Here is a 13,864-nt window from a genome sequence, read left to right on the forward strand (position 1 = left end):
AATAACTTTGATTAAGAGTAGTACTTTAGATTGGTCGATTTGAATTATTGTAAATGCTAAAGTTTTTTAAAGAAGGCTTAATTGTGAGTAAATTACCAAATAATTTGTTTGTTTTAGAAATGGCAAATAATCATATGGGTGACCTTGACCATGGGTTAAGCTTAATTAGGGCTTTTGGAGTGGTTTGCAAAAAATATCCTCAATTTAAATTTGCCTTTAAGCTTCAATATCGTGATTTAGATACCTTTATTCACCCTGATTTAAAAGATCGGATGGATATTAAGTACATCAAGCGTTTTGCAGAAACCAAACTTTCCAGAGAACAATTTGATTCTTTAATTGCTGAGGTTAGAGTCAATGGTTTTCTGACAATGGCCACTTCATTTGATGAGATCTCGTTTGATCTTATTGAGGATCAAAATCTAGATATCATCAAAATTGCAAGTTGTTCCTTTACTGATTGGCCAGTTCTGGAAAGGGCTGTCTCTATCGATAAGCCGATTATCGCCTCTACCGCCGGGGCATCTTTAGAAGATATCGATCGGGTTGTAAGCTTTTTGTCAAATCGCAAAAAAGATTTTGCAATTATGCACTGCGTTGGTGAATATCCAACTGCAGACGAAAAGATGCATCTCTCTCAAATTGATTTTTTAAGAAAAAGATACCCTAGCATCAGAATTGGTTTCTCTACACACGAAAATCCTGATAATACAGATTTAGTAAAGATTGCTATTGCTAAAGGCGCTAATATTTTTGAGAAGCATGTAGGTTTGGTAACTGAGAAATATCCAATTAATGCCTACTCTGTAACTCCACAGCAAGCTGATGCATGGCTTTCAGCTGCAGCGTATACAGTGATGGTTTGCGGTGAGAGTCAGACTCGATTGCCTGAAAACAAAGCTGAAAAAGATAGCCTGCGCTCTCTTAGAAGGGGTATGTTTGCTAAGCAAGCTATCAAGACGGGGCAGAGAATTACACGTGACAATTTTTACTTTGCGTTTCCACCAAATGATTCTCAATTTACAGCCAACGACTATTCAAAATATTCTGAATTTATCGCAAATTCAGATATTTTGGTCAATCAAGCAATAGGGCCAGAAAATACAGTTCATAGTAATACTAGGGAAAAAATTCTTGATATCGCAAGGCGTGTAAAAAATTTACTTCAAGAGGGTAAGGTTATTGTTCCGGGCGGTGTTGAACTGGAAATTTCTCATCATTATGGTCTTGATAAATTTGACGAATTTGGTTTAGTCATGCTCACTGTAGTTAATCGTGATTATTGCAAGAAGCTATTAGTAAGTCTTCCGGGGCAATTTCATCCGGAGCAGTACCATAATCAAAAAGAAGAAACATTTCATGTTCTATTTGGGGATCTGGAGTTGCAGTTGGATGGTGAGCCTCAAATCTTAGGACCTGGAGATGTAGTGACTGTTATGCCCGGTGTGAAGCATGCGTTTCGCTCGACTGGCGGTGCGGTGGTTGAGGAGATTTCATCTACACACTTTAAGAATGATTCTTTTTATATCGATGAGGCAATTAACAAAAACCTAAATCGTAAATCTGTTCTTACATATTGGATGGTTGATTAATGAGCTCGACCAAAAAAATATTTCGTGTTGCCGATTATTTGTTGGGTAGGTTGGCCGATCTAGGCGTACAAGACGTTTTCTTTTTGCCCGGCGGTGGCGCAATGTATCTGAATGATGCGCTTGCTTGCGAGCCCCGTATTAATGCCGTTCCCTGCCATCACGAGCAGGCCTGTGGCATTGCTGCAGAAGCCTATGGTAGAACCCACCAATCTGGATTTGGTGTTGCTATGGTGACAACGGGTCCTGGGGCAACAAATGTCCTAACGCCTGTTGCTGGTGCATGGATTGAGTCTTTACCCTTATTTATTTTATCAGGTCAGGTAAAAAGGCCCGATGCTCTTCGTGGAAGGCCGCTACGTCAAAGTGGTGTCCAAGAGGTTGATGTTGTATCGATGGTAAAGCCAATTACCAAGTTTGCTATCACTATTAACTCGCCTGAAGATGCGCGCAAATGTTTTGAAGAAGCACTTTGGCATATGCAAGAACGGCGTCCAGGACCTGTTTGGTTGGATGTGCCCTTGGATGTTCAGGCTTCACCTATTGACCCTGAAAAATTATTAGGATTTGAACCACCCGTTTCTAGTGTGAAGACTGAGTTATCTAACCAATTAGAGGAGTTTAAAAAGCTACTATTCCAAGCAAAACGACCTTTAGTGCTAGCAGGTCATGGCATCCGGATAGCTGGTGCATCAAAACAATTCAAAAAGCTTGTAGAGGAATTGGGAATTCCCTGTGTATTTACCTGGAATGCTTCTGATTTATTAGCTTGGGACAACCCTTTGTATGTCGGACGTCCTGGTGTGGTTGCAGCACGTGCACCAAATTTTGCTGTTCAAAACTGCGATTGTTTGATTAGCATTGGTTGTCGACTGGATAACATTATTACTGCTTACAACCCAAAAGGGTTTGCACAGAATGCAAAAAAAATTGTTGTTGATGTTGATCAAAATGAATTAGATCAACATCAAATGGATATCTCTTTACCAATTTTGTCTGACGCTAAAGATTTTATTGTTGCATGCCTTGCAAGTAGTTTTTCAGCGCGTCCTGAATGGGATACTTGGCGAGAGAAATGCCTTGATTGGAAAAAAAGATTTACTCCCTTAGATGGTAGAAAGTTTGATCTCAATACCCCGATCAGTCATTATGAATTTGTTGATACAATTTCCGATGCTATCCCAGAAAATCAGTTAGTAATTACTGGAAGTTCAGGCCTGGCAGTCGAGGTATTTTATACGGTATATCGAAATAAGCCTGGACAGCGGATGTTTTTAACTTCGGGGTTGGGATCCATGGGTTACGGTATCGCTGCTGCTATTGGTGCATGTATTGGTGCCAGAAGAATTCCGACCGTTTGCGTCGAAAGTGATGGAAGTTTGATGCTCAATTTACAAGAGTTTGCAACATTGAAGGCACTAAATTTACCCATTACTGTTGTAGTGATGAACAATGGCGGCTATGCTTCTATTCGCAATACGCAGCGTAACTATTTTGAGGCACGATACTTGGGCACAGGACCGGCGTCCGGCCTATATATTCCAGACTTTGTAGAGGTTGCAAAGGGAATGGGTTTAGCAGCTGAAAATATCAATACGGTAGAGCAGTTAAAAAAATCTTTTGCTTCTATAGGCCCAAGAATCTTGAATGTGCATCTGATGAGAGATGAAGCTTTATCACCAAAGGTTGCCGCAATGCCCCAGCCAGATGGTTCGATTATCTCAATGCCACTGGAAGACATGAGTCCTCTGTTAACTCTTGAGCAACTTAAGGCCGAAATGCTGGTCGAAATCCATCCTAATTCTGAAAAGGCCAGGGTTTGATTAAAAAATCAAATTCTTGTAGGGTCTGTGACGGATCCTTATCCGCATCACCGTTACTAAGGTATGAGAATTCGCCAAGATCAGCACAAGGATTTTTAGATGCTAGTGAAGAGTGTGATGACTTGGTCAATTTAGAAATATTTCAATGCACGTATTGTGGCCTTGTGCAACATAACTTGGCACCAGTTCCCTATTACAAGGAGGTAATACGCGCTATTGCCTTTTCAAAGGAGATGGGTGAATTTCGTGTTGATCAACTTCATCATTGGATTAAGCAAAACCTTCTAGAGAATAAAAAGATTCTAGAGGTTGGGTGTGGCAGGGGAGAATATATTGATTTGCTGATCAGTGCGGGCGCTACAAAAGTTGCCGGAATTGAGTATGCCCAAACGAGCGTTATAGCGGCTAGGGAAAAATATCCTCAAATCTATAAAGGGTATTTAGATTTGGATTTTGAATTACCAAGTGACTTTAAATTTGATGCATTTACTATTTTTAGTTTCTTGGAGCATTGGCCTAACCCAAATAAAGGGTTGAGAATAATTCATTCAGCTTTATCTGAGGGCGCAGTTGGATTGGTTGAGGTTCCTAATTTTGAATTAATTCTTAACAAGGGCCTGTATTCCGAATTCACAACAGATCACATTTTTTATTTTGATAGAAAGTCAATTACTTTCATTCTTGAAAAAAATGGATTCGAAGTTATCTCAGTTGAGTCGGTTTGGAATGACTATATATTGTCTGCAAAGGTGCGAAAAAGACCATTGCTAGATGTTACAAATTTCTTAAATATACAGGAAAAGATCAAATCTCAATTAACTACGTTCTTAGGTCATCATGGTAACCGCGACGTAGCTATATGGGGTGCTGGCCACCAGTCCTTAGCGGTCATTGCAATGTCTGGGGTGGCTAATCAAATTAAATATATTGTTGATTCTGCTCCATTTAAGCAAGGTAAATTTACTCCCGCTACACATCTTCTAATTGTTGGTCCGGAGCACTTAATTGCCCATCCCCCCAAGGCTATTATCGTAATGGCTGCTGGATATTCGAATGAGGTTATTCGAATAATTTTGGAGAAATATTCATTCATTGCGCATATTGCAGTTCTGAGGGAAGACAATCTGGAGATTGTGCGATGAGTGAAGAATTAAAATTTCACTTAGAGAAAGTACTTGAACATGTAAAGAATGCCAAGGAAGGCTTGCCGACTGATGTCTTTTATTTTGTAAGTCAACTTACGCCACTTATTAATGTTGACCTTCTAATTAAAAATAAGAAGGGTCAGGTTCTGTTAACTTGGCGTGATGATCGCTTTTATGGCCCTGCATGGCATATTCCTGGAGGTATTATTCGCTTTAAGGAAAAAATTGAGCATAGGATTGAACAGGTTGCACAGTTGGAGTTAGGTGCAATGGTCAATTTTGCTACTGAGCCTATTCATATTCGTGGCTTAATTAATTCTGAAAGAGATGTGCGCGGCCACTTTATTTCAATGCTGTATTTGTGTGAACTTAGTAGTGATCCAATTAAGGAAAAAGCCTACTCCAATGGTGAGCCCAAGCAGGGTCAATGGTCATGGCATGATAAAGCGCCAGAAAATTTATTGAAAGTGCACGAATCTTTTAGAAAATTTATAGACGATACACCACCCCTCTGACTAAGAAATCTACAATGATATTAATGTATTAATTTAACACTGCATATCGCATCTTTGGGAATTACCACTATATCTCAATGAAATTTTGGAACGGCTGTTAGGCATTTTAATTTTTATCAATATATTAGAGAGAGCTCTTATGAAAAGCTATGCACCCCATCAGATTGTTAAGTCTTGCTCAAGAATAGAAAGTGGGCTTAGATTGGCTCATGATGGTGTCAGAGCTTGCACATTCTCAACTGGTGCTGTAGAGGCTCCGAATTACTGGGGGCCAGATGAAATACCTCTAAACTTAACAAAGCAGATGATAGTTGATAAAAGAAGGGCCCTGTTTGAAAGGTTAAATGATCCAAATGACAATGATTTTCTTTGTAGAAAATGTACTCATTGGGTTGAAAAAGAATATAAAGAGATTCGCTTTGATCAATTAGAATTTGTAAATGTCGCCCACTTCTCAGCATGTAATTTAAGATGTAATTATTGTGGCTTTACTAAAAATAATGACTTCAAGAAAGAAAAATATAGTGCATTAAATATATTGAAGCATTTTGATGCCAAGGATGTCACATTCGAAGCTTCTGTTGATTTTAATGCCGGAGAGCCGACGTTAATGAAGGACTTGGATGAGCATTTAATTTTTTTTAGAGAAAATAAAATGCGGGTTCGTTTATATAGTAACGGTATTATATTTTCTCAAGCAGTTTATGATGCAGTAAAGGATGGAACAATCACTTGGCTAATTATTTCTGTTGATGCTGGCACCCCGTCGACATACTTTAAAACTAAAAAAAGTAATTGTTAAAGTGATGTTATCAAAAACTTAGCAAAATACAGAGAGGCTGAGGTCGAGGGAATAGGCAAAGTTGCTGCTAAATATATTTTTACTGAGGATACACTCGGTGATGATGATTTATACGGCTTTCTTTATTCAATGCTAGCAATTGGAATCGTAAACATTTGGTTATTACATGACTACAGCCTTTCTCATTTTGAAAACCTAGATGATAAAACTGCATACTTAGACGCTTATGCAAAGTTGTACAATCTATTTGAGGATTGGAGTATTACACCATCCCATTTTGGAGATTCAGCTGCTGGAGACGTGATTCCAGTTATGAATGCATTCCAAATAAAAACAAAAGAAAAAATTGAACAGCTTAAAACCAAAAAAAAATCAGTTAAGTCGGTTGACGTTTCAAAAATAGTCATCTACAAAAATATTTTAAAAAAATTTAATAACTATAAAACTTATGGATTAAAAGATGTTGATTCCTTACTCGACGAACTGAATAATTCTAGAGTACTTGTAGCACCATCTGGAGTTGCAACCCTTAACTTATTATCAAATGTTAAGTTTAGTAAATTAAATATTATATCTTTTGCCGATCTTAGCGTGAGCAAGCATGGCCAAAAACTAAATGGTGTTGAGGTTAGGTCTTATAAGGATTTAAAAAATATCAACTTTGATAAGATTATAATTACAAGCGAATATTTTATGAACTCTATCTTAAATGACATGAGCGACTCATTTCATATAAATGATAAGGAGATAATATTAATTTCAGATGAACCCTTAAACCGCAGATACTAGATTATTTTTTAAAACAAACTGCAATTAATTTTGAATTATTAGTTATCGTTAATTATTCTTCGGATAATTTAATAATCGAAATGGTTGGTAATAGAGAAAATGCAACTATCGTTATATCTTTAGGCAATTCTAATCCAATTATTGCGTACAATCATAAGCAGGACCGGAGGGCTTGGCATTACAAAGCATCCAAATACTTATTGAAAGTGCGCTTATCTTTAAGAAAGTTAACTGATGATGCTCCACCTCTCTGACTATGACATCAGCGCCGATATTGCTGATGCTATTTCTCGTTTGGGCGAAGATATTCAGTTATTCAACAATAAGTCAATATTGATTACCGGGGGCACTGGTTTTTTTGGGCGCTGGCTGCTTCAAATTCTATGCTCCTTGATATTAGAAAAAAAATTCAAAATAGATATATATGTACTGAGTCGCAATCCAGAAAAATTTTTAGAAGCAAATGCCGAGTACTCATTCGATCGGCTTGTTAATTTTATTTCAGGGGATGTGATAAATTTTGAATTGCCAAATATTAAGACTGACTACTTAATTCATATGGCAACTACAGCAGCATCCGAAACCTTTGACGGAGAAGATCAGTTACAAAAGCTAGATCTTTTGTACAGGGGCACAAGAAACACTCTAGAGCAGGCAGTTCGATCTGGGGTAAAAAAAGTATTATTTACGTCGTCTGGTGTTGCTTATGGCCCATCAAATGACACTTTTTTTACTGAAGAAATGCTTCAGGCTCCCAAGACAACCATGGTTTCTTCTGCATTGGGCGAAGGAAAAAGGTTGGCAGAATATCTAATTGGATACTACGCACTCAAAGGTGGTTTTGAGTATTCAATTGCTCGATGCTTTTCTTTTTTTGGCCCATTTTTGCCCTTGGATATCCACTATGCAATTGGTAATTTTGTAAATGATGCAATAACCAAGGATGTAATTACCGTAAAAGGGGGAGGTCAAGAATTACGCTCTTATCTTTATATAGGTGATGCTTGGGTTTGGCTTTTAAAATTACTACTCCATGGAGATAACGAAATTTATAACGTGGGATCATCAAAATCTATTTCTATTGGGGATCTGGCTTTCCTAGTTCGGAATACCCTGGCAGCGGAAAAGAGGGTGGAATTTTTGGGGCTGACCCATGAAGTAGGAAACTTTAGTCGTAATACCTATATCCCAAATACTGATAAGATTTGTAATAAATATGGATTACGTGAGTGGACGACATTGAGCCAAGGTATTAAAAAGATGGCAAGTTTATGAATACATTTCTGCGTCCAAATTGATTAAATTTAGCAGTATTAATTTTCTTGAGGAAAATAGGTTATGAGTAGTGCACTTCAAATCTTGGCTGACCATGAGGCACTATCTTTGGTTGAAAAAAATAAGCGCAAGGATCAAAGTCAAAAACGTCCAAGAGTTCATCAAAAGATTCAGAGTTATTTTAAAAATATGCTTGATGGAGACATTAGCCCAATTTTAAGATTAAAGATTAATCGCTCACTATGTAACTTTAGTTGCGCCCACTGCTGCGAAGAGCCCTATATGACGCGAGACTTAAAAAAACGTACCGGTATGCCAGATCCTCGCCCACAAATGTCATTGGATGACTATAAAGAGCTCTCAAGACAGGCTGATGATTATGGATTATTTAGATTTGTTCTTACGGGTGGGGAGGCTTTAATTGATAAAAATTTGGATAAATTGATTGAGGTACTCGATCCGATGAAACACTTGATCATTCTTGATACAAATGGCTGGACTTTTGACGACGAGAAGGCAAAGTGGTTTGCAGGTCTAGGTGGTTATAAAGCCCAAATTTCACTGGATAGTTTTATTGAGGCAGAGCATGATCAGTTTAGGAGTAAAAAAGGTTCCTATAAGAGAGTGATGCGAGCACTAGAAGCATCAAAAAAAGCCGACTTGGAATTGCTTATTTCAACTTGCATAATCAAGGATAGAGTCTTTACACAAGAATTTGAAGACTTATGCAGCTTTTGCAAGGAGGGTGACATACCTCTGTATGTAACCCTTGCAAAACCCGTTGGAACAATGAGAGAGCAAGATACTTGGGTATGCACTAAAAAAGATGTGGACCAATTAAAGTATTTGGAAGATAAATATAATGTTTTTACTCACATGACTCCATCCTATGGTCAGCCAGGGCGCTGTATAACCGTGAAAGGCATTAATACCGTCAATCACGATGGCGAAATTATTCCTTGCCCATATATGGATCTTTCAATTGGCAATGTTACTAAAGAGCCTCTGTTCGAAATTCTCGAGAGGGGGATGATGAATAGCTGGCTGGGACCGTATCGCGATGAGTGCATCATCGGTGAGCATAAAGACTTTATTCAATTCCACAATCAATCGGTACATGATTATTTGGATATTAGTCCGCTATTACCTGTGCCATATGAGCATGGTTTTGGGCGAACAAAAACCATATCTAAATAATTAAGGCATATTATGAGTTTTTTTAGTGAAACTGGCCGACGTATTCCACGTAAGGAATTTCGTCTTTTTGGTGAGACTCCTCAAACTTATTACCGACTTGACGGACGTCTCAATGATTATTCTGACGTATTATCAAAGTCTATTCAGTTTGGTGGCGTTGACTCTAGTATTGACTTAAATACTTTTCAGACTGCCTGCGAAAATCTTAAAAAAGAATTCGAAGCTAATTCTGATTATCGGAATTTATTTAATGGGTTAGCTGTTCCATTCATATGTAAATCTAATAAATCTTTCGATGACTTAGGTAGGGATTTACAGGATGTTGAGCTACCAAATTTTCAACGGGCGTTTAATGCCAAATTCCCCGATCATCATTTCAAGGCAATATTGCAAAGTGATTCACAGCTAGCGGGTAGTATCACTTTGGATCCAAGATCGCGCTATCAATCTTTTGTAAATGCATGTAAATCAGGTACTGTAATCGGTTGGTATTTTCCCCAGACACTGCAAGAATTTGATATTGAGTCACAAAGACAGCAAATGGATGATTTGCCGGATATTGGAAATATATGCCTTAGTGGTGGCATCGATATTATGGCTGCGCTAATTGGAAATCCACAGCTATTAATTAGCGAGGAAAACTATGCGCCCATATTATGCCTTTCAGCATATATTCACAAGGATCCAAGGTTGGTTCTATTGATGAAGTCATATGGCCCCCACATGGAATTTTGGTGTATGACGCAGATGCTCTCAAAAAATGTTACCCAAGTATCAGAGCAGTGGGCTGGTGGTATAACAATTTTTCAATCTCTAAATTAGACATCTCTTCGAAAAGTAGTGTTTATGGCCCTGGTACTTTTAAATCAAACCCTAGAAAGTGCAAAAAATTATCTCTTGAAATTGAGCCCTAAAGAGCATTGTATTTTGATTGATAATGCAAGCACTGACAAGCTGTGGGATTGGGTTTCCAAAAAAGCAGTTACACAAATAAATCTAACGGTTGTAAGAAATCGAAAAAGAAAAAATCTTAAATTTAATATTAAAAATGCTCTTAGACTAGTAAAATCGGGTGAGACTATATTAATCAAAGATGGTTTAAATACTGTTCCACATAAATTTTATAATAATTTTCTATTTAAATCGTACATTGAATTAGGTGGATTTTATAAAAATTCCCTTGTCTCTATAACTCTTCATAACTATTGTTATGGAAAATATTTACGAAAATGCTTAACTAGTTTAGTGGAGCAAACTTATCAAAATATAGAAATTCTTTTTTCTGACAATGCTTCTAATGATGACTCATGGGCTATTGCTTGCGAATTTGCTGAAAAGTATCCGAAAAAAATAACATTGACTCGAAATAATATAAATAAAGGCCCCAAAGCAAATTTAGAAAATTGTTTAGTTCATGTGAGTGGGCATTATAGAATTGAGATGTGCTCAGATGATTATTTGGAGCCAAACTGTATTGAAAGGGCCGTTAAAACCTTCAAAAAATATCCTCAAATAGGATTTGTCATGTTTCATCGAAACATCGTAGATGATCAAGGTGTCATTAGCAAGGAGAAGCCTTTTTATGATGGATCATATTTGATTGATGGTGTTGACCAGGCTGCAGTCTATATGATGGCTGCCGTTAATCCAAGCGTTTCTCAAATTGTTTACGATACCGCTAAAGCTGCTAAGTCGGATAGCGAAGATTCTGTTGTTTCGCGTTGGTGGGGCGCGCGAATTAGAGACTTCAAGATGTGCTTGGATTATCCAATAGCCTATATAAGTGAGCCTCTTCTCGGTCATAGGGATCATCCGTTAAGTGACTCAAAAAGCACTGAAAATAGTATGCTAGAAATTTTTGGGCCTCTACTTATGTGTCATAGTTTTGTTGAAATGTCTAACTATCATCCAAAAGTGGTCAAAAAATTTGATCAATCAATTGAAAAGCTTGCGACTTTATCATTAAGATACGCTAGTAGGGCTATAGCTAGAAAAGATTTTAAGTTAGCAAAACGTTATTTCCATCTTTCTCGCTCTCTCTCTTCTGATATAGAGGGGTTAAAGCTATTTAAAATGCTTGATGGTCTCTTTAATGAGGTGGACGTGGATAAAAAGCAATTAATAATTACAGCAATTCTTGCATTAGAAGGAAATTTAACTAGGACAAAATCATATTTACCTCCTAAAGGAAGTCGTAAGCTAATGATTTGATATCAAGTAAATGCGTTTGTTTCAGTGAGAGCTATATTAGAACAATGTTTTGATGAACTTGTAGCGCGGTTTGGACTTAAGCAGGTTGAGCTATCCTGAAAATTAATTGGGTGCAGGATGTATACCGGAAGTCCTTGCTTATCTCGTATCAGTTAGACAATGGGCCTGAGATTGAGTTTGAAAATTTAAATTAAAGTCTGATATCTATTATTAGTTAAAACGGTTAATAATTGACTGCAGCAGAGCTTCATAGCATCTCACTTACATCATGGGATGATACGGTTTGTTAAATAGTGCCATTTTTTATATTTCAAGCCATATATATACATAAATTTTTAAGTATTCATTGGTTCTTTTGAAGGCGTAGGTCGCACATTCTTATTGTACTGGGCAGAGTAAAAAATCTATAAGCATTACCTTAAATAAGGATTCAAACTATATCTTGGTAGATGGATTTATCGGGACGGATCTAAAATTCAAAAGTAAATTGTGGGCTCGTATTTCCCCCTTTAGCCTTAGAGCTGTCGCATTCCTTTCTTTTTGCTCGCGAGGCATGTTTATCAACAACAGATTTTTTACCAGCCCGTACTTCTGATAAGTTACGTCTGGCATATAGACGATCTTTAGATTGCTTTGTGGCAATGGCAATTTCTACGACTGGTTCTGGGATTTCTTTACCCGTATAAAGTTCTATACTCTTTTGCACTTCCTGAGGCATCATCCATGGCTCAAATATCCATGTATCTGGTATCTGACGCATATAAGGAAGCCACTTTTTAACGAAAATGCCTTTTGGGTCCTGGTCTTGCGCTTGCTTAATGGGGTTATAGACGCGAGTCACATTAATTCCAGTTGTACCAGATTGCATTTGTAGCTGACTCCAGTGGATGCCTGGCTCATAGTCTAAAAACTGAGTGGCTAACCATTCTCCTACCGGTCTCCAATGCAGCCAAAGTGGGTAGGCTGCAACAGAGACCAGCATTGCACGCATTCTAAAATTAAGCCATCCCGTCTCGCGCAGCATAGTGACGCAGGCGTCTACCATGGGCCAGCCCGTCTTAGCGTCCTTTAGGGCATTAAAGTAATCTTGATTAAATTCATTCTCACGGAGTCCGTCATAGCCACGGTGCATGTTTTGCCATTCGATTTCAGGTTCACTCTCCAGCTTTTGAATGAAATGACAATGCCAATATAAGCGACTCATGAAGGCACTCAGACCCGATATTTTTCGACTAGCTTGAGGCGGAGTTTGAAGTAATTCTTCATTTGTAGCTTGGACTACTTCTCTAATGCTAAGGCACCCATAGCTCAGATATACCGATAAGCGGGAGCAAGCATCTGGCGCAGATAGGGGTGAAGAAATCCCGCCGCGGTACTGCATGCTTCGTTGCTTTAAAAAACTATTGAGTGTTTTGAGTGCAACAGACCTTCCTCCGTGTTGTCTGCGGGGAGGGTTATGGCGCAAGTGCTGAGGCGCCTGCATCGTTGAGGGCGTTAAATGAGATGCACTTGAATTCAGTATTAAGGTGCTTGCAAGAGGGGCTTTCCAAAAATGAATCTGTGAAAGTTCATGTAAGGGTGCTTCCATGTGTCTTTGCCAATTGGCTTGCCATACATTACGGTTTTTAAGCCCCCTAGTCACACCAAACTGGGGATATTCACCCCATTGAATGGCGTGAGACCTGCACCAGTGACCAAGCTCTCGATCTCTGACGTAAGTAAATCCATTTCCAGTTTCTTCATGAGAATGAATGCCTTTAAAAGGATTGGCTTGCCAAATTTTAGTAAGCACCTCGATCAGTTCACCCTCATGGATCTCTAAAGAACCACCACGTAAACGCAGTTGGGCATCTAGGTCTTGAAGGGATTCTTGAATGAACTCAAAATGTTGTAGGGAGACATCTGGTTGTAGCCAAAGTCTTGGCTCAATGACGTAAATGCACCGAATAGGTCCACGCTTTATAGCTTCGACAAGGGCGTCGTGGTCCTCACAGCGCAAGTCACGCTTAAACCAGACCAGTTGATAACTCATAATTTAGCAGTATTAGAAATTAATCTTTTTAAAAGACAGTTACTAATCATAAAAGCCTTTGGCTAATTTTGCCCAACCAGTAAGATTGTTTTATGGTGCTACTTTGCCCATTTATGGGCTCTATTAAGACCGCAGTCTTTTACTCTTACGGACCCGTTCAAAAAACTCATCGGGCTTCAAACGAACCCACTTTATAAAATCTGCCATGTCGGTTTGTAGCTTGAGTTGTTCGACGGAGTTGTATTGACGCGCTAGCTCAGTTTCGGTGAGGACAGCATGGATCTGTCGATGGCAAATACGATGTAATACCGCAGTTTGACGGCCCCCATGGGACTTCGGAATAAGGTGGTGCTCATCTCGTTGAGATTTTGGGATGACTCTGTTGCAAAGTGGGCAAATCAATAATTCAGGTTGTGGACCTGGTAAGTTACTTAACTCAGACAGAATCAGTTTTTTCTTGATGCGTCCTGTCATAGCATTGGTAAC

Annotated in this window: 12 protein-coding genes; 10 read left to right on the plus strand and 2 right to left on the minus strand. The window is 38.5% G+C overall.

The window, feature by feature from the left end; all coding sequences use genetic code 11:
- Positions 1–83 precede the first annotated feature (83 nt).
- From CL55_RS04560 to CL55_RS10455, 10 genes are all read left to right on the plus strand, one after another.
- Complete coding sequence (locus CL55_RS04560; RefSeq protein WP_205621298.1) at positions 84–1,592, plus strand: N-acetylneuraminate synthase family protein; 1,509 nt, start codon at positions 84–86, stop codon at positions 1,590–1,592.
- Positions 1,592–3,412: a thiamine pyrophosphate-binding protein gene (locus CL55_RS04565; protein ID WP_046330057.1), complete on the plus strand. Its 1,821-nt coding sequence runs from the start codon at positions 1,592–1,594 to the stop codon at positions 3,410–3,412. The genes CL55_RS04560 and CL55_RS04565 overlap by 1 nt, the downstream gene beginning before the upstream one ends.
- Complete coding sequence (locus CL55_RS04570; RefSeq protein WP_170216996.1) at positions 3,409–4,554, plus strand: class I SAM-dependent methyltransferase; 1,146 nt, start codon at positions 3,409–3,411, stop codon at positions 4,552–4,554. Before CL55_RS04565 ends, CL55_RS04570 begins: the two co-directional genes overlap by 4 nt.
- Positions 4,551–5,072: an NUDIX domain-containing protein gene (locus tag CL55_RS04575; protein WP_046330058.1), complete on the plus strand. Its 522-nt coding sequence runs from the start codon at positions 4,551–4,553 to the stop codon at positions 5,070–5,072. Before CL55_RS04570 ends, CL55_RS04575 begins: the two co-directional genes overlap by 4 nt.
- Before the next feature lie 139 nt (positions 5,073–5,211).
- Positions 5,212–5,874, plus strand: a complete 663-nt coding sequence (locus tag CL55_RS04580; protein ID WP_046330059.1) for a radical SAM protein — start codon at positions 5,212–5,214, stop codon at positions 5,872–5,874.
- A 129-nt stretch (positions 5,875–6,003) separates the two neighbouring features.
- The gene (locus CL55_RS04585) at positions 6,004–6,663 is read left to right on the plus strand and encodes a hypothetical protein (protein ID WP_046330060.1); all 660 of its coding nucleotides are present in this window, start codon (positions 6,004–6,006) and stop codon (positions 6,661–6,663) included.
- A 234-nt stretch (positions 6,664–6,897) separates the two neighbouring features.
- Positions 6,898–7,938 (plus strand): NAD-dependent epimerase/dehydratase family protein, encoded by a 1,041-nt coding sequence (locus CL55_RS04590; protein WP_052728761.1) that lies wholly within the window; start codon positions 6,898–6,900, stop codon positions 7,936–7,938.
- A gap of 63 nt (positions 7,939–8,001) precedes the next feature.
- Positions 8,002–9,135, plus strand: a complete 1,134-nt coding sequence (locus tag CL55_RS04595; RefSeq protein ID WP_046330061.1) for a radical SAM/SPASM domain-containing protein — start codon at positions 8,002–8,004, stop codon at positions 9,133–9,135.
- A gap of 12 nt (positions 9,136–9,147) precedes the next feature.
- Positions 9,148–9,957: a hypothetical protein gene (locus tag CL55_RS04600; RefSeq protein WP_046330062.1), complete on the plus strand. Its 810-nt coding sequence runs from the start codon at positions 9,148–9,150 to the stop codon at positions 9,955–9,957.
- A gap of 24 nt (positions 9,958–9,981) precedes the next feature.
- The gene (locus CL55_RS10455; RefSeq protein WP_052728762.1) at positions 9,982–11,346 is read left to right on the plus strand and encodes a glycosyltransferase family A protein; all 1,365 of its coding nucleotides are present in this window, start codon (positions 9,982–9,984) and stop codon (positions 11,344–11,346) included.
- 469 nt (positions 11,347–11,815) lie between these two features.
- Here CL55_RS10455 and CL55_RS04610 read toward each other — a convergent pair whose 3' ends face one another.
- Both CL55_RS04610 and CL55_RS04615 read right to left on the minus strand, forming a co-directional pair.
- The gene (locus CL55_RS04610) at positions 11,816–13,378 is read right to left on the minus strand and encodes a cryptochrome/deoxyribodipyrimidine photo-lyase family protein (RefSeq protein ID WP_046330063.1); all 1,563 of its coding nucleotides are present in this window, start codon (positions 13,376–13,378) and stop codon (positions 11,816–11,818) included.
- A 123-nt stretch (positions 13,379–13,501) separates the two neighbouring features.
- Positions 13,502–13,852, minus strand: coding sequence for an HNH endonuclease (locus CL55_RS04615; RefSeq protein WP_237150539.1), 351 nt, complete (start codon positions 13,850–13,852; stop codon positions 13,502–13,504).
- Between the last annotated feature and the right edge of the window lie 12 nt (positions 13,853–13,864).

It is taken from the genome of Polynucleobacter duraquae (assembly GCF_000973625.1).
In the GTDB taxonomy this organism is placed as follows: domain Bacteria; phylum Pseudomonadota; class Gammaproteobacteria; order Burkholderiales; family Burkholderiaceae; genus Polynucleobacter; species Polynucleobacter duraquae.

Coding starts and splice junctions, on each gene's coding strand:
- CL55_RS04565 (WP_046330057.1), top strand. CDS start 1,592: ATGAGCTCGACCAAAAAAATATTTCGTGTTGCCGATTATTTGTTGGGT.
- CL55_RS04575 (WP_046330058.1), top strand. CDS start 4,551: ATGAGTGAAGAATTAAAATTTCACTTAGAGAAAGTACTTGAACATGTA.
- CL55_RS04580 (WP_046330059.1), top strand. CDS start 5,212: ATGAAAAGCTATGCACCCCATCAGATTGTTAAGTCTTGCTCAAGAATA.
- CL55_RS04585 (WP_046330060.1), top strand. CDS start 6,004: ATGCTAGCAATTGGAATCGTAAACATTTGGTTATTACATGACTACAGC.
- CL55_RS04590 (WP_052728761.1), top strand. CDS start 6,898: ATGATGCTCCACCTCTCTGACTATGACATCAGCGCCGATATTGCTGAT.
- CL55_RS04595 (WP_046330061.1), top strand. CDS start 8,002: ATGAGTAGTGCACTTCAAATCTTGGCTGACCATGAGGCACTATCTTTG.
- CL55_RS04600 (WP_046330062.1), top strand. CDS start 9,148: ATGAGTTTTTTTAGTGAAACTGGCCGACGTATTCCACGTAAGGAATTT.
- CL55_RS10455 (WP_052728762.1), top strand. CDS start 9,982: ATGGCCCTGGTACTTTTAAATCAAACCCTAGAAAGTGCAAAAAATTAT.
- CL55_RS04610 (WP_046330063.1), bottom strand. CDS start 13,378: ATGAGTTATCAACTGGTCTGGTTTAAGCGTGACTTGCGCTGTGAGGAC.
- CL55_RS04615 (WP_237150539.1), bottom strand. CDS start 13,852: ATGACAGGACGCATCAAGAAAAAACTGATTCTGTCTGAGTTAAGTAAC.